This is a genomic window from Sphingomonas benefaciens (genome assembly GCF_052907485.1).
In genome coordinates this window covers 397433-416752 of the sequence record NZ_JBREIC010000002.1, presented here as the reverse complement: position 1 = coordinate 416752, position 19320 = coordinate 397433, and the positions used below count along the sequence as shown (strand labels likewise).

Below are 19320 nucleotides of genomic sequence, written 5' to 3'. Positions count from 1 at the left end.
TGACGGAAGGGCGGAGCAGCCGCTAAGGGCCACATTTGGTCATAGAAGGTGGACGGTGTTGCCCAATTGCCGGCATTCCCGAGCGCCAGCAAAGCTAGTGAACGAGCGAGGCATATCCGTTGCCCAACCCCAATGTCGCGTCAGCGAGTTGGGGGGCCAATTCGCGCGATAGCCACAGCATATAGACCGGTACGACCGTTCAGAGGAAACACCAAAAAGCGGCGCTCGTCGGCCGAAGACATTCACACGATCTGGATATCGCGGGTATTGTAGCAGACCCGCAAGGTGACGTGTCGAAGCTGTAACAGCGGAGGGGAACGATCTAGCAGCCTCGAATAGCCGTGATTGGATCTCAACGCAGATTGCGCGCCAGAAAGTCCACAAATACCCGCACTCGGGCGGGCACGTTGCTGCCACCGACGAAGACGGCATGGATCTGCTCGACGTCGCCGGGATTGAAGCTTTCGAGAAGAGGCACGAGCGCGCCTGTCGTCACCTCGTGAGCGGCGCTGAACGCGCCCACCCGGGCAATGCCGACGCCGGCCGTGGCAAGCTGTGCCAATGTCTCGCCGTTATTGGCCTCGATGCTTCCGCGTACCGACAGGCTGAAGTCGTGACCGTTGCGTCGGAACGGCCAGACCGGCTCGGCGCGGCGGAAGTTGAAGTTCAGGCAATTGTGCCGGAGCAAGTCCTCCGGCTCCTCCGGCACGCCATGCCGCGCGAGATAGGCTGGCGATGCGACGATCACGCGACCGGTTTCGCCCAACTTGCGCGCGGTCAGCGCGCTGTCGGGAAGCGGACCGAAGCGCACGGCCACATCAGCCTGGCCCGCAGCAAGGTCGACCAGCGTGTCGGACAGGGCGATGTCGACGATGATGTCGGGGTACAGTTCCACGAAACGGCCGAGCAGCGGCACGACGCAGAGTCGCCCGTGCGACAATGCGGCGCTGACGCGCAGCCTGCCGCGCGGCGCACCCTGATCGGCGATCAGCTGCTCTGCATCGTCAAGGTCGGCAAGGATACGCCGCGCCGCCTGAAGGTAGCTTTGCCCTTCGGCGGTCAGCGACAGCGCGCGGGTCGAGCGCAGCAGCAGGCGCACGCCAAGGCGGGCCTCGATCCTGTCGATAGCGCGGGCCACTGCCGATGGGCTCATGTCGAGCACGCGCCCGGCAGCCGAAAAGCTTCGCTGCTCCACCACGGTCGCGAATAGCGCCAGCGCACGTGCGCGATCGGTGCCGCCCGTCAGTTTTGCGTTCATGGCAAAGATCCTCTGCTCGCGCACCTTCTATTACGACGCGCTGCGAGCGTCCATCTATGCGCCACGACAGCATAAGGGATGAGACATGGAGTATCGGCAACTCGGCCGCTCGGGCCTTCGCGTGCCCGCGCTCAGCTTCGGGACGGGCACATTCGGCGGCAAGGGGCCGCTGTTCAGCGCCTGGGGTCAGAGCGACTCCGCCGAGGCACGACGGCTGATCGACATCTGCCTCGAAGCGGGTGTCACCCTGTTCGACACGGCGGATGTCTATTCCGCCGGCGCTTCCGAGGAGATCCTGGGGCAGGCGATCCGCGGTCGGCGGGACGAGGTGTTGATCTCCACGAAGACGGGCTTGCCGATGGGGGACGGACCGCAGGATTGGGGCGCGTCGCGCTCTCGGCTGATCCGCGCCGTGGATGCCGCGCTGCGCCGGTTGGCCACCGATCGTATCGACCTCTTGCAACTCCACGCCTTCGATGCCGCGACGCCGACCGAAGAGGTGATGGAAACGCTGGCCGCGCTGATCGCGTCGGGCAAGGTCCGCTATGCCGGCGTTTCCAACTATCCGGGCTGGCAGTTGATGAAGGCGCAAGGCCTTGCCGATCGACATGGCTGGCCGCGCCTCGTCGCGCATCAAGTCTATTATTCGCTGATCGGCCGCGCCTATGAGGCCGACCTGATGCCTCTTGCAGCGGACCAGGGTATCGGTGCGCTGGTGTGGAGCCCGCTTGGCTGGGGTAGGCTGACCGGCAAGATCGGCCGAGATCGTCCGTTGCCAGAATCCAGCCGCCTGCACGAGACTGAGCAATTTGCCCCTCCCGTCGCGCCCGAGCACCTGTATCGCGTCATCGATGCTCTGGAGGTCGTCGCTGCAGAGACGGGCAAAACCCTGCCGCAGGTTGCGATCAATTGGCTGCTGCGGCGGCCAACCGTGTCGTCCGTCATCATCGGCGCACGGAACGAGGAGCAGCTTCGTCAGAACCTGAGTGCAGTGGGCTGGGCGCTGACGAGGGAGCAGATTGCGGCGCTGGACGAGGCCAGCGCCGTGCTGCCGCCCTATCCCCATACGCCCTACCGCCAGCAGGAGGGCTTCGCCCGCCTCGCGCCGGCTCTTGTGTGAGGATCCAGAGATGAAGATCAACCCAGGCTTGCTGGCCCTGGCCATCGGCGCGTTCGGCATCGGCGTGACCGAGTTCGCCCCCATGGGGCTGCTGCCGGTAATTGCACATGACCTTCACGTCTCGATCCCGGCCGCGGGGCTGCTCATCAGCGCCTACGCCTTGGGCGTTCTGATCGGCGCACCGGTGATGACGCTGACCACCGGGCGCGTGCCGCGGCGCACATTGCTGATCGGATTGGCCGCTATCTTCACCGCGGGCAACCTGCTGGCGGCGATATCGAACAGCTATGCCATCCTGCTCGCCGCGCGGGTGCTGACCGCGTTCAACCATGGCGCCTTCTTCGGTGTCGGTTCGATCGTGGCCGCCAGTCTGGTCGCGCCCGAGAGGCGCGCCAGCGCGGTGGCGGCGATGTTCATGGGGCTGACGATCGCCAATGTCGTGGGAGTGCCCGTGGCGACCTGGGCCGGCGAACATCTTGGCTGGCGTGCCTCCTTCTGGGGTATTGCGGCGCTGGGCGTCGCGATGATGGCATCGCTACGGCTGACCTTGCCGCCGCTGCCCGCGACGAGTGGAGAGAGTGCGCTGGCGGAATTGCGCGTACTGACCCGTGGCCCCGTGTTGGCAGCATTGGGCCTCACGGTCGTCGGATCGAGCGCGATGTTCACCGTTTTCACTTACATCGTGCCGATTCTGCGGGAGGTGACGCAGGCCTCGCTGGGCTTCGTTACCGCGATGCTGGTGACCTATGGTTTGGGACTGACCGCCGGCAATTGGCTCGGCGGGCGCTTTGCCGATCGGTCCGTCGATAGTACGTTGATCGTGACGCTCGCGTCGCTGTCGACCATCCTGGTCGCCTTTGCCGTGCTGATGCCGCATGCCGGCCCGAGCGCGGTGCTGATCTTCCTGTGGGGCACGGCGAGCTTTGCACTGGTGCCGCCATTGCAGGTGCGGGTCATGTCCGCTGCTGCCGAAGCGCCGAACCTCGCCTCGGCGGTGAACATCGGGGCGTTCAATCTCGGCAATGCCATTGGCGCGGCGCTTGGTGGCGGCGTCATTGCCGCGGGCTTCGGCTACCCCGCCGTGGCGCTCACCGGCGCAAGCACATCCGCCGCAGGGCTTCTTGTGCTGTTGCTCGTCACGCGCACCCCTTCGAAGCCTAGCCCGCTACCATCGCCGAGCTAGGCCGAGCACGAGAGGAACAGGCATCTGCTTTTGGGCTCCACCGTGATCCAGTTGAAAGGCCGGAAATGGTCACGGTGGCTAGCCAGACGCCCTGGCCAGCCACCACAGCGTTTATGCTAACGTGCGCACGCTCGGCTCGCGGTCCCAGTAACGCTTCTTGGCCGCCTCTACGAACCCGGACAGATCGGTAATCCCTGGATCAGGCTCGACGCCGGCCTTGTCGAGCAGCGGCTTGGCCGCCGCATTGTGCCCGATCGCCTTCAGGTGCCCGAAGGCATCCATCACCCACTGCACCGCGGCACCTTCCTTGACGAGCTTGGCGCAGGCGGCGTCCGCCAGGATCACGGCACAGGCATCGACCGTCACCGATGGCTGGCCGAACAGCTGCGCGTCCGCGGCGATCGTGCTGCCGTCGGACAGCGGTACCTTGCCGACTTTGGGCGCGATCGTCATCGGCGTGCCGCCGGCGGCCTTTACCGCTTCCTGAACCGCCTCGAGTTCGCCGGCGTCCGTTCCTTCGGCAATCAGAATGCCGACCGTGCGGCCCTCCAGCGTATGCTTTTCCAGGGGACCGCGGATGATCCGCAGCGCGGGCGAGATGTCCATGTCGAGCACCGGTGCGGCGGTCTTCGACGGCTGTGGCAGGTCCATGGCGAGGCCGTCGGCAACGCGTTGCGCCAGATCCTCGTCGACGTTGCGCAAATTGGCCATCATCGCGATGCGGATATGCTCCAGGCTGACCTTGCTCAGCTCGAATACCAGCGCCGAGGCGATATGCGCCTGTTCCGCCGGGTCCATCGATCGGAAGAACAAGCGCGCCTGGCTGTAATGGTCGGCGAAGCTCTCCGGGCGAATGCGTAGCTTCTGGCCCTGCTCGTCCGACGGGAAGGTCGTGTAGCCGCCGTCCGGGTCCTCGCGCGCGCCGGCTTCCTCACCCGCCTGCGCCAGGCTGTTGGGCTCGTAATTGGCGCGGCCCTTGGGCACCGCCATTTGCATGTGACCGTCGCGCTGCTGGTTCATGAACGGGCAGCCTGCCGCGGCGGCGCGGCCCTTGGCGGCATTGATCGGCAACTGGTGGAAATTGACCGAGCCCAGTCGGGACAGCTGCGTATCGGTATAGCTGAACAGCCGCCCCTGCAGCAGCGGATCGTTGCTGAAGCCGATCCCCGGAACGACGTGGCTCGGCACGAACGCCGCCTGTTCGGTTTCGGCGAAGAAATTGTCGGGATAGCGGTCGAGTACCATGCGCCCCACGATGCGGACCGGCAGCACCTCTTCAGGAATGATCTTGGTTGCATCGAGCACGTCATAGGGCTGGCTGTCGGCGAATTCCTGGTCGAACAACTGGACGCCCAGGTCCCACGTCGGAAAGTCACCGCGGTCGATGCTCTCGAACAGGTTGCGACGCTGGAAATCGGGATCGGCACCGGCGATTTTCACCGTCTCGTCCCAGATCGTCGAAGCGAGGCCCGCCTTAGGCTTCCAGTGGAACTTGACGAAGGTACTCTTGCCCTCCTTGTTGATGAAGCGGAAGGTATGGACGCCAAACCCCTCCATATTGGCGAAGGTCCGCGGCAATGTGCGATCCGACATCGCCCACATGATCATGTGGGTCGATTCCGGCATCAGGCTGATGAAGTCCCAGAAGGTGTCGTGCGCGGTCGCCGCCTGCGGATAGCCGCGATCCGCCTCCATCTTGGCGGCATGGATCAGATCGGGGAATTTGATCGCATCCTGGATGAAGAAAACGGGAATGTTGTTGCCGACCAGGTCCCAATTGCCCTGGCGGGTATAGAATTTGACCGCGAAGCCGCGCACGTCACGCGGGGTGTCGACCGACCCCGCGCCCCCGGCGACCGTCGAGAAGCGGGTGAAGACCTCGGTCCGCTGGCCCTTTTTCTGAAACAGGTCGGCGACGGTGATGTCGGCCAGACTCTCGGTGCATTCGAAATAGCCGTGTGCGGCAGATCCGCGCGCGTGGACGATGCGTTCAGGAATGCGCTCGTGATCGAAGTGGTTGATCTTCTCACGGTAGATTTCGTCTTCCAGCAGCACTGGGCCACGCGGCCCCGCCTTGAGCTGGTTCTGGTTGTCGACGATCGGCGTGCCGTGATTGGTGGTGAGCACCGGATAGTTTTCGCCGGCGGTTTGATGCGTTTCGCCGCCCGAACCGGCGGTATGTGAGACTGTCTCGGCCATGTTAGCTCCCTGGGATATGGAGGTAGAACGAACCAACATGACGGTCGGGGGCGGAGATGATCTGGATCAATACGATTGATCAAAGCGCGGTCGGATCGATGACTGGTCGAGTACGGTACCCGCACAATTTCAACGGCGGCCGCAGAACAGGCATCCTTTGCGACGGACACAGGTTGCACGTCCGACAAGGAGAAGGGCGTGGCCGAGAGTGAGGATGAGCGCTGGATGCGGCGCGCGATAGAGATTGCCCGAGCAAAGGGGGCCGACCCGTCCACTTCGCCGCTGGGTAGCGTCATCGTGCTCGAGGGGCGGGAAATTTCCGCCGAGCGCAACCAGACGCATGAGCTGCCCGACGCGACCGCGCATGCCGAGATGATGGCGATCCGCCGCGCCTGCGAAAGCCTGGGCGAGCTGGAGCTGAGGGGAGCGACGCTCTACTCAACGCTGCAGCCGTGCGGCATGTGCACCATGGCGTCGATCTGGTCGAAGGTCGGGCGCGTAGTGTACGGTGCCGGTCGCGACGACGTTCATCGCATGTATTTCGAGGCCAGGCACATCGACACGCTGTCGTTCATTGCCGACGCCTATCGGGACGATATCGTCATCGAGGGCGGGTGTTTACGTGCCGAGTGCGCAGAGCTCTACTATGGCCCAGACGCCGACCTGCCTCGCGAGGAGCAGGCAAACCTATGAGCAGCCAGCAGACCATCGACGTCAACATTGCTACGGCTGACGAAATCGACGCCATACCGGCGCTCAAGGGCCATGGCTTTGAGATTGTACGCTACCGGGAAGATCGGGGCGGCTTCACCGACCTGCGCCAGTTGGATGAGGTGCCCGGCATGGTCGGCAAGGCCGACGGCTTGGATGGCATTCTGACGATTGGAAAGGATTAGCTGCCCGCATCCAGACGCTGGTTTACTCAGACCACGCACTGCTGACGATGAACGAGAGACCCCTTTGGGGAGCGCCATACCACGTGGCGAGCGACTGCAGTTGGGTCCTGTCAATGGACTCGTTTGAGGGGGATCGCGGCGCTTCGTTAAAGCTGCTGCACGACGCTAGCAGCGAAAGCGGCCGGTCAGTGGTGATGGCCTCACGCTGTCCCATCGTTGTAAGAAAGCGCGATTAGGCGCGGCCCCAACATTGGGGGCGTGATGTGAGTTGGCTTCGCGACATCGATCGGTGGTTCGTGGCGGATGTGTTGCCGCACGCTGCGGCCTATCGAGCGAAAGCGGCGCATTTCTGTGGGCGCGACGACGCGGACGATCTGGTCCAGGAAGCTTATGCCCGCGTGTTGAACGCATCGGACTATCGGGCGATCACTACCCCGCGCGCGTTTGTCCTGGCGATCATCCACAACCTGGCATTGGAGCGGTTGCGTCGGGCAAGCGTCGTGCGGATCGATCTGCTCGCGTCGCTGGAGGCATTGGATGTCGCGGATCCTGCACCCGACGCCTTTGCGGTCGCATCAGGCCGATCGGACATGCAGCAACTCCTGCAGCTGATCGATGGCTTGCCGCCGCAATGCGCGCGGGTCCTTCGTATGCGCAAAGTCCAGGGCATGGCGCCCGCGGCGATCGCCGAGACGCTGTCACTCTCCGTCTCGACCGTCGAAAAGCATATCGCTAAAGGACTGGCCCTCGTAACGAAGGCGCGTCGCGATCACGCGCGCTGCGTGGAGGAAGTTTGTCCGATCGCTTCGAATCTTCGCAGCATCACGCTAACCTGACGGACGAAGCCGCCTGTTGGCTGGCTGCACTCGATGCCGGGTCTGCAGACGTGACGGCGTTCGAGGCGTGGCGGGCGGCGGATATTCGTCATGCTGTCGCCTTCGCTGAGGTGGCAGGAGCATGGCGGGATATGGACCGGCTCCGTCACGCAGACGGCGATCGGTCGGAGAGGGTCGATCCGATCTCTTCGGCACCGACCGCGCGCACACGCCGTCAGGTCCTTCGCACCGCCGCATCGGTCGCCGCGATTGCCGCTGTCGGTGGTGGCGTGGCGTATCGTGCGCAGGCACGCGAGATGGCGACGACTGCGGTGGGGCAGCGCAAATCGCTGGCGGCGGCGGCGGGCGTGTCGCTCGATCTCAACACCGATAGCCGCATCTACTGGAAAGACGGCGTGCCGATGCGGCTCTGGCTGGACCGCGGCGAAATCGCGATCGCCTTGGCGGCGGATCGGCAGGCACAGCTGATGACACCCGCCGGACGGTTCCAGCTGCTGCCAGGCACCTACAATGCGCGGCTGCGCGGCGTGGGATGCGAGCTGGCGGTAGTCGAGGGGGGGCTATCGGGTGAGGGCGATCTGCACATGCGGGCGGGCGACACGGCGTTCGTCAACGGCGGGATGGTCAGCACCCGCTCGCATGACGGCGACGACCTCGGCCGCGTCACCGCTTGGCAGCGCAACACGCTCGTGCTGAACGGGGAAAGCCTTGATTATGCCCTGTCCGAAGTGAACCGCTACCTGCCAAACAAGATTGTGATCGGCGATCCGCTTCTGTCCCGGCTGCGACTGGGCGGCACGTTCGCGACGACCGACCCGGCGGAATTCCTGCAGGCGTTGCGTACCTCGTTCAACGTGCGCGCCACCCGGATCGGCAACGGCGAGGTCATTCTCACCCGCGCCTGAGTTTTTTTGCAAACCGGGTAGCGGTTTTTCCGCGCCCATCCATCCCTGCATCGACATTCGTGCCAAGCGGGGATTTTCCATGTTCAAGTTTCTCACGACGACGGCCCTCGTCGCGGTCGCGTTGCCGGCGTTCGCCATCGCGTTGCCTTCGATCGCTACGGCGCAATCGCCATCCGCACGCATACGGTTCGACATCAAGGCGTCGGATACCGCAAGCGCGCTGAACAGGTTCGCGCGGCAGGCCGGCGTCCATGTCGTCTTCCCCTATGACGCGGTCGCCACGCGCCGGGTTACGGCCTTGCGCGGGATGTTCAGCCGCGAGGAGGCGTTGCGCCGACTGATCGCGGGGCAGGGGTTGGTGATTGCCGAGCAGACGCCTTCGATGATCTCGCTGAAAGTCGCGCCCGTCGAGGCACCAAATGACACGGCGAGTGCCGCGACGCAGGATATCATCGTGCTGGGGCAGGGACAGTCGCGCCAGGTGCAAAGCGTGTCGCCTCGGGCGATGAAAAAGCTGACCCCCGGCGCCTCGCCGCTGCGCGCGCTCGGACGGTTACCCGGCGTGAATTTCGATTCGTCGGACGCGCGCGGGACCTATGAGGCGGCGACGCAGCTGTCGATCCGCGGCTTCCTGACCGATCAGATGGGATATACGCTGGACGGCGTTCCGCTCGGCAATATGCAATATCGCAACAACAACGGTCTTTCGATCAACCGGGCGCTGCTGACCGAAAACAATGGTACCGCGACGCTCGCACAGGGCAGTGGCGCATTGGGGACGGCGTCGACCAGCAATATCGGCGGCACCGTCGACTTCACCTCGATCGATCCGGCTACACGATTCGGGTGTCGATCTCGAAGGAAGTTACGGCAGCGCTGATTCGTGGCGAGGATTCGTGCGCGTCAACACCGGCGACCTTCCGTGGGGCGGCCGGCTCGCGCTGTCTTACGCGCACGATCGACAAGGGAAGTGGAAAGGCTGGGGCAAGCAGGTCCAAGACCAGGTCAACGCCAAGTATATCCAGACGATCGGTGAAGGCGCGACATCCACTACCTTCATCGACCTCATCGATCGACGCGAGGACGATTATCTCGACACCTCGCTCGCAAAACTGCGGGTCTATGGTTGGCAGTTCGACAATATTCCGACCTTCGCGCTTGCCGAACAATTGGCGACGCTGACACAGAATGGCGGCACGCCGCCTGCGCCCTATGTGAATGCCGACGACAGCGTCTACCAGGGTGGCGGAGTACGGCGCGACCTGCTTGGCTATGAGAAGCTCGCCTACGAGCTCTCGCCCAACATTAGCGGCTTCACGACCGGCTATATCCATCTCGACAAGGGCATCGGTACGTATGCCGACCCCTACGACCCGACCCCAGCGGCGTTCGGCGGCTCTCCCCTCTCGGTGTCGGCCAATCGATATTCCATCGATCGCAAAGGCGTCATTTCGCGCCTGACGCTGCGGGCGAGAAATCACCAGATCACGGGCGGCCTGTGGTACGAGCATAACGCCTTCGACCAGGCGAACTATCTCTATGGCCTCCAAGCTGGCGTGACCCCGCGCAACTTCCAGCACTTTTACACCAATCCGTTTCAGACGACCTATTCCAACCAATACCGCACTGACACCGTGCAACTCGACATCAGCGACACATGGCAGGCTACCGACCAGCTTCGTCTCAACGCGGGCATCAAGGGCGTTTCCTCCACGAACACCGCGCACAGCATCGTCAGTCGCAAGCCGATCGACGGATCGATCAAAGCCGAAAACTGGTTCCTGCCGACTTTGGGCGGCCTCTACACGATGGACGCGCACAACGAATTCTTCGGTGACTATACCCGAAATATGGCGGCGTTCGTCGCCTCGACGTCGGCCGGGCCGTTCTCGAGCAGCTCGCAGGCCGGTTTCAATTACATCCGCGGCAACTTGAAGCCCGAGATGACCAACACGTTCGAAGCCGGCTATCGCTTCCACGACCGCGCGTTGCAGCTGTCGCTGACCGGCTATTACGTCAAGTTCACCAATCGCCTTCTCGCCTCGTCGATCAGCGCGACAATCGTCGGCAACCAGAACGTCTTGCAGAACGTCGGCAGCGTCTCGTCACGCGGCGTCGAGGCCGCGGCGAACTGGCGGATCAGCTCAACCTGGTCGGCGTACGGCAGCTGGGCCTATAATGATGCGACCTATGACGACAACGTCCAGCCACTCGGCGGCGCCGTCGTCGCGACCAAGGGCAAGCAGGTTGTGGCGTCGCCGAAGAATGTCGGCAATGCCGAACTGAATTATGACGACGGGACATTATGGGGCGGTGTCTCGGCGCATTATCGCAGCCGGCGGTACTATACGTACCTCAACGACGCCATTCTGCCTGGCGCGGTCAACGTCAACCTGACGGCTGGCTACCGGATCAACCGCAGGTTCGAGCTTCAAGCCAACGTGCTCAACCTGTTCGATGCGCATTACATCGCCTCGACCGGCACAGCCGGGTTTGTGACCTCCGACCCCGGTGGTACGTACACGACCCTGCAGGCGGCGGCCCCACGCCAGGTTTTCGTGACGGCGCGCGCGCACTTCTGATGTGACGGGGCGGGAAGCCACTCACCTTCCCGCCGCTTCGGCCCCTTCCACAACAGGTATCGTATGGATCGTCGTACACTCCTGGCGCTCGCGGTGGGCGCACCTCTCATGCCGGCCGCCGGGTCCGTGACGCCCGCCGCACCGTCGCGGCGGGATCAGGCATTCAGCTTTGTCTTCATGGGAGACTGCCATATCCGACCCGAACTCGATGCCGCACGGGCCTGTGCGATGTGCTTCGAGCAGGTGTCCGCCTCCGACTGCGATTTTGTCATCCAGGGCGGTGACCATATCGAGGACGCGCTCGAAACCGGACGCGGGCGCGCGACGATGCTGATGGACCTCTATCAGCGCACCGAGCGGGCCCACCTTCGCAAGAAAGTGTATCACGTTCTTGGCAACCACGACTGCCTCGGCGTCTTTCCAAAGAGCGGGATCGACCCCACCGCGGCGGACTATGGCAAGCAATTCTATATCGAGCGCTTCGGCCCACGCTACTACGCCTTCGACCACAAGGGCGTGCATTTCGTCGTGCTCGACACGGTCGGCCTGACCACAGACCGGAGCTATGAGGGGCGCGTCGATGCCGAACAGCTCGCGTGGCTGCGCGCCGACCTGGCGGCGCAACCCAAGGACAGACGGATCATCGCCGTCGCGCACATCCCGATCCTGTCGGCGCTGCAATGCTATGAACCGGCATCTTGGCTCGATACGCCGCATAATTGGACGTATGCGGTCAATGGCCGCGAGATACTTCGCCTTTTCCAAGGGCATGACGTGCTGGCGGTATTGCAGGCACATAGCCACAGCTATGAGCGGATCGAGCTGAACGGCATCTCCTTCATCACGACGGGGGCCGTTGCGGGTGCCGATTGGCGTGGGTCATTTCTTGGCACGCCGGAAGGGTATACGGAGATTAGCGTCTCCGGCCGTACCGTGCAAAGCCGCTACCGGACGTATGGTTTTACCAGCGTCGATCCCCACGACGTGCCTATCTGATTGGCGCCATGTAACGAACGGCAAATGCCGCCTAATGACGCAAGTTGCGGGAAGGCGACGTTCACCGCGCTGGCTTCGTCGACCTGACGACGGGTCAATCGCGACAGTCACCGCGCGACCTCATGCGGAATAGTCGCTGCGGGAAGGCGGCTGAGCCAACCCCGCCCCGTTGACGACCAGTGCCACGCCGATCGCGTTGCGCAGCGCGGCCGGCAGCTCGACCTCCAGCGCGTCGGCGGTGCGTCGGAAGACGAGCGGCGCGGCGTCGTTCGGGATCGTCACGCGCGTCACCGTGCCGCGGCTCGCGAGCGCGGGCAGCCGCACGACGCCGTCCTCGGGCCAGCCGAGCACCAGGGCATGGACCGCATTGCCCTTGCGGACATAACGTATGTCTCTGGCGGTAAAAGGCGAGTTCCGTCCGCCCTCGTTGAAGTCGCCGCCGCTCGCCTTGGTCGGCCCCTCGCCGAACAGATGCCAGGGACGCGTGCCGTAGATGGCCGCGCCATATCGCCCCATCCACACCCCGATCGCTTCGACGATCGCCTCTTCCTTGTCGTCGATCGTACCGTCGCCGCGCATGGGAACGGACAGCATCAGATTGCCGTTCTTGGCCGCCACGTCGCACAGCGTATGGATCACCTTCGCCGGCGTCTTGTAGCCGTTCCCCTCGTAGACGCTGCGGTCGTAATGCCATTGGCCCAGGCACGTGTCGGTCTGGAACGGATAAGGCTGAATGCCATCATGCACCCCGCGCTCGACATCGTCGACGATGCCCGGCCGCCGGTCGGCCGGGGTGCCCTTAGCGGTCACCACCGCCTCATTGCGGCCGTGCCAGTCGATCGAGCAGTTGTAGAAATGTGCGGTGATGTCGAGGCCGGCTTGTCCGAGCGGCAGCGCGAAATTGTCGAAATAGAGCATGTCCGGCCGATAGCGTTCGATCAGCTCCCGGCAGCGCAGGAACCAGTTGCGCGCGAAATCCGGATTGGCGGTCGGCGGGTTCTCGTTCCAGACCCGGTCATTCTTCTCATGCCAGTCGTTGGCCGCGGCGATTGAGCGGATGCCGTCCGGCATCTTCATGGTCGGACCGGTATAAAGCTGTTGCGGGTCGAGTCCGTCCCACCATGTCCCGCTGCCCTGCGCCTTGGTCAGCCAAGCCGCGTCGTAGCGGCGCCCGGCGAGCGGACCTTCCGGATCATAGCCATAAGCCGGCTGGAGCCAGTGCCAGCTATGCGCGGAGTGGTTGGACACGCCGAAGCGTAGCCCCCGCTGCCGCGCCAGCCGGCTCCATTCACCGACGAGGTCGCGCTTCGGCCCGATGCGCGTGCTGTTCCACGGATGATAGGTGGAGGCGTAGCTGTCGAAATTGTCGTGATGGTTGGCGAGCGCCATGAAGTAGCGCGCGCCCGCCCGCGTATACAGATCGAGCAGCCGCGCCGGATCCCAGCGCTGTGCCGTCCAGCGCGGATACATCTCCATGAAGCCGACCTGCGAGGGGTGGCCATACTGCGCGACATGATGCCGATAGGCACGCGAGCCCTGGAGATACATCTCGCGCGCGTACCAGTCGCCTTGCTCGGGCACGCATTGCGCGGACCAATGGGCCCAGATGCCGAACTTGGCATCGCGGAACCAGTCCGGCGCCTGATAACCGGCGACCAGCGACGGCCAGTTCGGCTCGAAGGCCAACCGCCGCGCCGCGTAAAGCGGACGCGGCATGAGCGAAGATCCGGCGACACCCCAAGGGACGCCAGCAACGACCGGCGATCAACGTCCATATTGTCTCCTCTCGGTCTAAGCATCAGGGCGAGAGTAACAGCAGCGACCGGGATGTGGCCGCCAGACGCCCACCCAGCAGATCCCTCGCCGCGGTCGTGCCCTCACGCCACCGCGGGTGCTAGGGGCCAATAGGTGGCATAGCGCTCGTGCGCGATGCGGTGATAGGGGACCAGCCGGACCGGACGGCCGTCGGTCGCGGCGAGCGTGAACTCCAACGGGCGGTCGCCGGGGCGCAGCCGTTCGGCCACGGTGGCGGGATCGCCCGCGAGCGTCGGCACGGCGATCGGCGCATCGTTGTAGACGCCGTATTTGCGCTCGCTCACCACGATGTCCGCGCCGGGCGCCAGCCCCTCGCGACCCAGCGCACCCGCCAGCACCAGCGGGCCGTAGGTGAAGGCGACGATCTCGGGCGCGGCGGGGGAGCGGTGCACCGCGGCGTGCATCTCCATCCGCAGCTCGACGCGATCGCCCGTGCGCCATGTGCGCGCCACCTCCAGATAGCGGCCGGGCTCGGACGAGCGCACCGTCTCCTCGCCATTGACCAGCACGCGGGCGGTGCGGCTCCAGCCTGGATGGCGCAGCCGCAGCGTCAGCGCGGTGGGCGCGCGTAGGGTCCACCGCAGCGTCGTGGAGGGCTCGTCGGGGAAGCGGGTCGTCTGCGTCAGCACAGCGCCCTTGGCGCGCCACGCCACCGTGGAGGGCACGAACAGGTTCACCATTAGCGCGTCCTCGTCGTGGAAGTAGATCGAGTCGCGATATTTGACGTGGTTCTCCATGCCCGTGCCGGTGCAGCACCAGAAGGAGCGGTCGGGCGTGTGGTAGAGCTTCATATAGCCGGGGCGCGCGCCTTGAAAATACGTCGCCATGCCGCTGTCCGGGTCCTGCGAGGCAAGGATGCCGTTGAACAGCGTGCGCTCGTAATAATCAGCATAGTCCGCGCGCGGGTCCTGGAGGAATAGTGCGCGGGTGAGCTTGAGCATGTTGTGCTGACAGCACGTCTCCGATCCCTTGGCCGAGAAGACGTGTGCGCCAAAATCGGCGACGGGGAAGAAATGCTCGTTGTCGCCGTGCCCGCCCGGAGCGAACGAGCGGGTGAGCACCACCGTGCGCCAGAAGAAGCACGCCGCATTGTGGTAGCGTGCGTCTCCTGTCACCTCGGCGATGCGCTGGAAGCCGACGATCTTCGGGATTTGCGTGTTGGCGTGCAGCCCGTCGAGATGATCGCGCTCCTGCGCTAGCGGCGTCAGGATCGCCTTATGCGAAAAGCGTTCGGCGACGGTGCGATAGTCGGGCTTGCCGGTCATCGCATAGAGGTCGGCAAACACCTCGTTCATGCCGCCATGCTCTGTCTCGAGCATCGTCTCGAACTGCGTGTCGCTGAGCGGGCGCGTCGCCACCACCGCCCAGTCGGCCAGCCGCAGCAGCACCGCGCGCGACGTCTCGCTGTCGGCAAGCACGGCAGAATCGCGCAGCCCCGCAAAGACTTTGTGCAGCGTGTACCAGGGCACGCCGGTGATCGGCTCGCCGCGCAGATGCGCCGCGACCAGCGCAGGCCCCTTGGGGAAGGCGCAGACCAGTCCGCTGCCCGACGTCGCCTGGCACGCTGCGAGCTCGGCCGCAACATGCTCGATGCGCGCGCGGAACCGCGCGTCGCGCGTCGAGCGATAGCCGAGCGCACAGGCCGAGAGATAATGGCCCAGCGTGTGGCCGTGGCAGTTGATGTCCGCCCATTCGGGCTCGCTTTCCCATCCGCCATAGGCCGGCGCGCGCGGCGGCAGCCCGGCATTGACGCGGAAATTGTGCAGCAGCCGGTCGGGATCGAGGCTGAGGATATAGGCCTCGGTCAGGCGTTGCGCGTGCAGGAAGGGGCTGTCGGCAAGTGTCACATCGGCGAGGTCGAACGGGCGCGTCTTGGCGACGGTGATGCTATTTTCGCCCGGGGCGGGTGGTACAACGGCGCTGACTGAGCGCGGCAGCAGGGTGGCAGGCCCCGTCACCAGAGCAGCCTGTCCCACGCCAGCCAATATGCGGCGACGCGACGGACGCGAGCGGCTGGATTCAGTCATCATGGCAGGGCCCCGGACGGTCGATATCGCTCCATAGCTAGCAGTCCGAATAGGACCGTCAACGCGGACCGCGCTGTGGATCACAGCCGCTGATTGCAGTGCATCCAGCAAGCGGTTGATAGTAAAGAGCAGGCCCCGCTAGAAAATATTTTGCCTCAACGCCGGCGCGTGTTGCACGATTTGCCGCTGGCAGCTTCAACGCGGAAGGGCTTGTCCGGCCTTCCCAAGGGTGTAACCTCAAATCCGCGCTCTGCGCCGCCTTCTGCGTGTCCGAGCAGCTTCTATCCGGCTTTCCAGCCTAGCGTTCGAAGGCACTTCCCAGTGCGCGCCACGACCCACACGCGGGCCGCTTTTGCGCCGCCATCGGTGTTGCGCCGCTCATCGGTCGATCGCTGCGCAATCGCGCGCAACTACCGCGGCTTTCCGCTCATCACGAGCCGCATGAACGGTAGCGGTATTGTCCGGATCGATGGTCGAATACCCTGACGTGACCCAGTCTTTCATCCAGCTGCGACCAGAGATCGATCGGTATCTGACGGTCCCCCCGGTTTCTCATCTGGCACGATGCGAGCTTCTGGCCCGCATCCTTCGGGTTAACTCCGAAGGATGCAGAATATTCGGCTGGCGTCAGCCAGCCAAGCATCGCGTGAGGCCGTTCTCGTACGCCCACCGGTCAAGCACCTGCGAGATGAACTCCGGAACGTTGTCGAACCGAATGGCCTTCGGCGCCCCACGCACCGACGCGCTGCGCGTCACCGCCGAGACGACCTGTTTGCCGCGAATTGCCTGATCGACGTCGATCGCCAGCGCCTCGCGGGTGAACGCGTCGACCACCGTCAACGCCCGCAGCTATCGGCCACATCTCGTCGGGGGTCGAGGCCGCAGGCTGGCGTTCGCGGTTCGCCGCGCTGACCTTGCGACGAGGACGCCGAGCCGAAGCTCAATCCATCGTCTCGATACCGCCGGTAACCCCGCTTGTGGTTCACCGGCCAGCCCTCCCTGCGCAGCAGGATGTAGATCCGCAAATTACGAGCGTAGCAAGCTCGCTAAGTCCCTCGGCGGCGACTGGCCGGTGAGCGATCCGGATGTGTCGCCCACGGGTGGCGGAGCGACCACGGCGCCCCTGGCCCGGTTTGGCATTCCGACCGCCGCAGCGGACGGGATCATCGCGCTGTTCAAGCACGTCGGGATGACTTCGATCGGTTCCAATACGTACCGCTCGGGCGATCGTGGGCGTGTTGCGGCCGCGCGCGACCCCGATCGGCCCTCGTCAGCAGGCGGTGCTGTCGCTACACGCGGATCGATGCCAGAGACGGAGCAAGCAGGGGCGCGTCGCGTCGCGCGGGTCGTGGTGCTGGGCGGCGGCACCGCGGGATGGATGACCGCCGCGGCGCTGTCGCGCAGCTTTGGCCGCCGGGTCGCGATCACCCTGCTGGAATCGGATGAGATCGGCACCGTCGGCGTCGGCGAGGCGACGATCCCGACGATCCATTGGTTCAACGAGCTGATCGGGCTGGACGAGGCGGCCTTTCTCCGCGCCACCAAGGCGACCTTCAAGCTGGGTATCGAATTCGTCGACTGGCGCGGGCCGGGACACCGCTACTTCCATCCCTTTGGCCATTATGGCGTACCGCTGCCCGGCGTCGCCTTTCACCAGCGCTGGTTGAAGGCCCGGCAGGATGGGCTCGACAGGCCTCTGGCCGCCTTCTCGCTGGCGCAACAGTTGGCGGCGGACAACCGCTTCGCCAAACCGGTCGCCGATCCGCGGTCGATCCTGTCTACCCTGGGCTATGCCTATCACTTCGATGCCGGCCTCTATGCCCGCCACCTCCGCGACCTTGCCGAAGCGGCGGGGGCGCGACGGGTGGAGGGCAAGCTCGACCATGTCGAGCGCGATGGACAGACCGGCCATGTCGCGGCGCTCATCACCGAGCGGGGCGAGCGGCTCGACGGCGACCTGTTCATCGACTGCTCTGGATTTCGGGCGCTGCTGATCGAGGGGGCGATGCAGGCCGGCTATGAGGACTGGTCGCACTGGCTACCCTGTGACCGCGCGGTGGCAGTGCCGTGCGCGCGCGTCGCGGAAACCACGCCCTATACCCGTTCCACCGCCTGTGCGGCCGGCTGGCAATGGCGCATCCCGCTCCAGCATCGTACCGGCAACGGCTATGTCTATGCCAGCGCGCACCTGTCCGACGACGAGGCGGCGGCGACGCTGCTCGTAGGTCTGGATGGTGAAGCCATGGCCGAACCGCGCTTCCTGCGTTTCCTCGCCGGGCGGCGCCGGCGCAGCTGGATCGGCAACGTCGTCGCGATCGGCCTGTCCTCGGGTTTCCTCGAGCCGCTCGAATCGACCAGCATCCATCTGATTCAAAGCGGTATCGCCAAGCTGCTGACACTATTCCCGGACCGCGACATGGATCCAGCCTTGGCGGCGCGTTACGATGCGCTGCTCGCGGCCGATATGGACAATATCAAGGACTTCCTGATCCTCCATTATCAGGCGACGACGCGCGACGAACCGCTGTGGCGGGCGGCGCGCGCGATGGCGATACCGGAAAGCCTGGCGATGCGGATCGATCATTACCGCCGGGCCGGCCGGTTGATGGTCGGCAGCGATGATCTTTTCCGCGAGGCGAGCTGGCTGGCGGTGCTCGACGGGCAGGGGATCGGCGCAGACGACTATAATCCGCTCGCCGATACGATCGACGCGGCGACCAATTGTGCACAGGTGCGACAGATTGCCGACTTGATCGCCCGTGCCGCACCGACCTTAGCCAAGCATGACGCCGCGCTTGCCGCCCTGATCGGCGAGACGGTATGACCGCGCGGATCAGCGCCCGGCGGGTCGGTGTCGAGCAGCAGCCGATCGCGATCGTCGACGGCTTCCACCCCGATCCCGATGCCCTTCGCGACGTTGCGGCCACCGCGTGTTTCGAACCCGGGCGCCACCATTACCCCGGTCTGCGCGCGCCATTGCCGGCGGACTATTTCGCGCGCGTTCGCCCGGCGCTGACCTTGGTGCTGCGTGAAGTATTCGGCGCCGGCGGTGGTATCGCGCTGATCGACGCGAGCTTCGCGATCGTCACCACATTGGCCGATGCGCTGACCATCCCGCAGCGCGTTCCGCATGTCGATGCGCTTGACGCGGACCGGATTGCGCTGGTCCATTATCTCAGTCCGGCAGGCGGCGACGGCACCGCTTTCTATCGGCATCGCAGCACGGGTTTCGAAACGATCGATGCGTCGCGCGGGCCCCATTATGGCGAGAGGCTGGCGCGGGAGATCGCGGCGACACCGCCGGCGCAGGCCTATATCGCCGGTGACACGCCGCTGTTCGAACGGATCGACGGCGTCTCCGGCGATTACAATCGCGCGGTCGTGTACCGGAGCGCGATGCTGCACAGCGGAGCGATCGCCCCCGATACGCTGTTGAGCGCCGATCCCGCGCAGGGGCGGCTGACCGTCACCGCCTTCCTGCAACTCGGGACGTCCTAGCTGAC

At 64.8% G+C, this 19320-nt stretch carries 16 protein-coding genes and 2 pseudogenes; 12 read left to right on the top strand and 6 right to left on the bottom strand.

The features are described 5' to 3' along the window. Positions 1-352: 352 nt before the first annotated feature. Entirely contained in the window at positions 353-1258 is a 906-nt protein-coding gene (locus ACU5AX_RS10320) for a LysR substrate-binding domain-containing protein (protein WP_446690956.1), read from the bottom strand. A gap of 85 nt (positions 1259-1343) precedes the next feature. Here ACU5AX_RS10320 and ACU5AX_RS10315 point away from each other — a divergent pair, with 85 nt between their 5' ends. Together ACU5AX_RS10315 and ACU5AX_RS10310 are read left to right on the top strand one after the other, a co-directional pair. Further along, positions 1344-2378, top strand: coding sequence for an aldo/keto reductase (locus tag ACU5AX_RS10315; RefSeq protein WP_446690808.1), 1035 nt, complete (start codon positions 1344-1346; stop codon positions 2376-2378). Between the two features lie 10 nt (positions 2379-2388). After that, positions 2389-3561 (top strand): MFS transporter, encoded by a 1173-nt coding sequence (locus tag ACU5AX_RS10310; protein ID WP_446690807.1) that lies wholly within the window; start codon positions 2389-2391, stop codon positions 3559-3561. 111 nt (positions 3562-3672) lie between these two features. Here ACU5AX_RS10310 and ACU5AX_RS10305 read toward each other — a convergent pair whose 3' ends face one another. Next, on the bottom strand, positions 3673-5760 hold the full coding sequence (locus ACU5AX_RS10305) for a catalase (protein ID WP_446690806.1): 2088 nt from the start codon (positions 5758-5760) through the stop codon (positions 3673-3675). Positions 5761-5958: 198 nt separating this feature from the next. On the opposite strand from ACU5AX_RS10305, the gene ACU5AX_RS10300 reads away from it, so the two are divergent. From ACU5AX_RS10300 to ACU5AX_RS10280, 5 genes and pseudogenes are all read left to right on the top strand, one after another. Further along, positions 5959-6453 carry a nucleoside deaminase gene (locus ACU5AX_RS10300; protein WP_446690805.1) on the top strand — a complete coding sequence of 165 codons (495 nt, stop codon included), beginning with the start codon at positions 5959-5961 and terminating at the stop codon, positions 6451-6453. Next, positions 6450-6656: a ComEA family DNA-binding protein gene (locus tag ACU5AX_RS10295; RefSeq protein ID WP_446690804.1), complete on the top strand. Its 207-nt coding sequence runs from the start codon at positions 6450-6452 to the stop codon at positions 6654-6656. The genes ACU5AX_RS10300 and ACU5AX_RS10295 overlap by 4 nt, the downstream gene beginning before the upstream one ends. Positions 6657-6952: 296 nt before the next feature. Further along, positions 6953-7492, top strand: a complete 540-nt coding sequence (locus ACU5AX_RS10290; protein WP_446690803.1) for an RNA polymerase sigma factor — start codon at positions 6953-6955, stop codon at positions 7490-7492. Continuing rightward, positions 7450-7596, top strand: a pseudogene (locus tag ACU5AX_RS10285) (DUF4880 domain-containing protein); the annotation flags it as partial. The gene ACU5AX_RS10290 and the pseudogene ACU5AX_RS10285, both read left to right, overlap by 43 nt. A 27-nt stretch (positions 7597-7623) precedes the next feature. Further along, entirely contained in the window at positions 7624-8397 is a 774-nt protein-coding gene (locus ACU5AX_RS10280) for a FecR family protein (RefSeq protein ID WP_446690955.1), read from the top strand. Here ACU5AX_RS10280 and ACU5AX_RS10275 read toward each other — a convergent pair. Beyond that, on the bottom strand, positions 8384-8650 hold the full coding sequence (locus ACU5AX_RS10275) for a hypothetical protein (RefSeq protein ID WP_446690802.1): 267 nt from the start codon (positions 8648-8650) through the stop codon (positions 8384-8386). The genes ACU5AX_RS10280 and ACU5AX_RS10275 overlap by 14 nt on opposite strands. Positions 8651-8725: 75 nt before the next feature. Here ACU5AX_RS10275 and ACU5AX_RS10270 point away from each other — a divergent pair, with 75 nt between their 5' ends. The 3 genes from ACU5AX_RS10270 (at position 8726) to ACU5AX_RS10260 (ending at position 11975) form a co-directional block, all read left to right on the top strand. Further along, entirely contained in the window at positions 8726-9277 is a 552-nt protein-coding gene (locus tag ACU5AX_RS10270) for a TonB-dependent receptor plug domain-containing protein (protein WP_446690801.1), read from the top strand. A 16-nt stretch (positions 9278-9293) separates the two neighbouring features. Next, positions 9294-10979, top strand: coding sequence for a TonB-dependent receptor (locus ACU5AX_RS10265; protein WP_446690800.1), 1686 nt, complete (start codon positions 9294-9296; stop codon positions 10977-10979). Positions 10980-11042: 63 nt separating this feature from the next. Further along, on the top strand, positions 11043-11975 hold the full coding sequence (locus ACU5AX_RS10260; protein ID WP_446690799.1) for a metallophosphoesterase family protein: 933 nt from the start codon (positions 11043-11045) through the stop codon (positions 11973-11975). 120 nt (positions 11976-12095) lie between these two features. Here ACU5AX_RS10260 and ACU5AX_RS10255 read toward each other — a convergent pair whose 3' ends face one another. The 3 genes and pseudogenes from ACU5AX_RS10255 to ACU5AX_RS10245 all read right to left on the bottom strand — a co-directional run. After that, entirely contained in the window at positions 12096-13691 is a 1596-nt protein-coding gene (locus tag ACU5AX_RS10255; protein ID WP_446690798.1) for an alpha-L-fucosidase, read from the bottom strand. Positions 13692-13852: 161 nt separating this feature from the next. Continuing rightward, positions 13853-15817 carry a glycoside hydrolase family 127 protein gene (locus ACU5AX_RS10250; protein WP_446690954.1) on the bottom strand — a complete coding sequence of 655 codons (1965 nt, stop codon included), beginning with the start codon at positions 15815-15817 and terminating at the stop codon, positions 13853-13855. Positions 15818-16462: 645 nt separating this feature from the next. Further along, positions 16463-16839: pseudogene (locus tag ACU5AX_RS10245) on the bottom strand (DDE-type integrase/transposase/recombinase); the annotation flags it as partial. 281 nt (positions 16840-17120) lie between these two features. Here ACU5AX_RS10245 and ACU5AX_RS10240 point away from each other — a divergent pair. Both ACU5AX_RS10240 and ACU5AX_RS10235 read left to right on the top strand, forming a co-directional pair. After that, positions 17121-18641, top strand: coding sequence for a tryptophan halogenase family protein (locus tag ACU5AX_RS10240; protein ID WP_446690797.1), 1521 nt, complete (start codon positions 17121-17123; stop codon positions 18639-18641). Then, the gene (locus tag ACU5AX_RS10235) at positions 18638-19315 is read left to right on the top strand and encodes a DUF6445 family protein (RefSeq protein WP_446690796.1); all 678 of its coding nucleotides are present in this window, start codon (positions 18638-18640) and stop codon (positions 19313-19315) included. Before ACU5AX_RS10240 ends, ACU5AX_RS10235 begins: the two co-directional genes overlap by 4 nt. Positions 19316-19320: the final 5 nt, after the last annotated feature.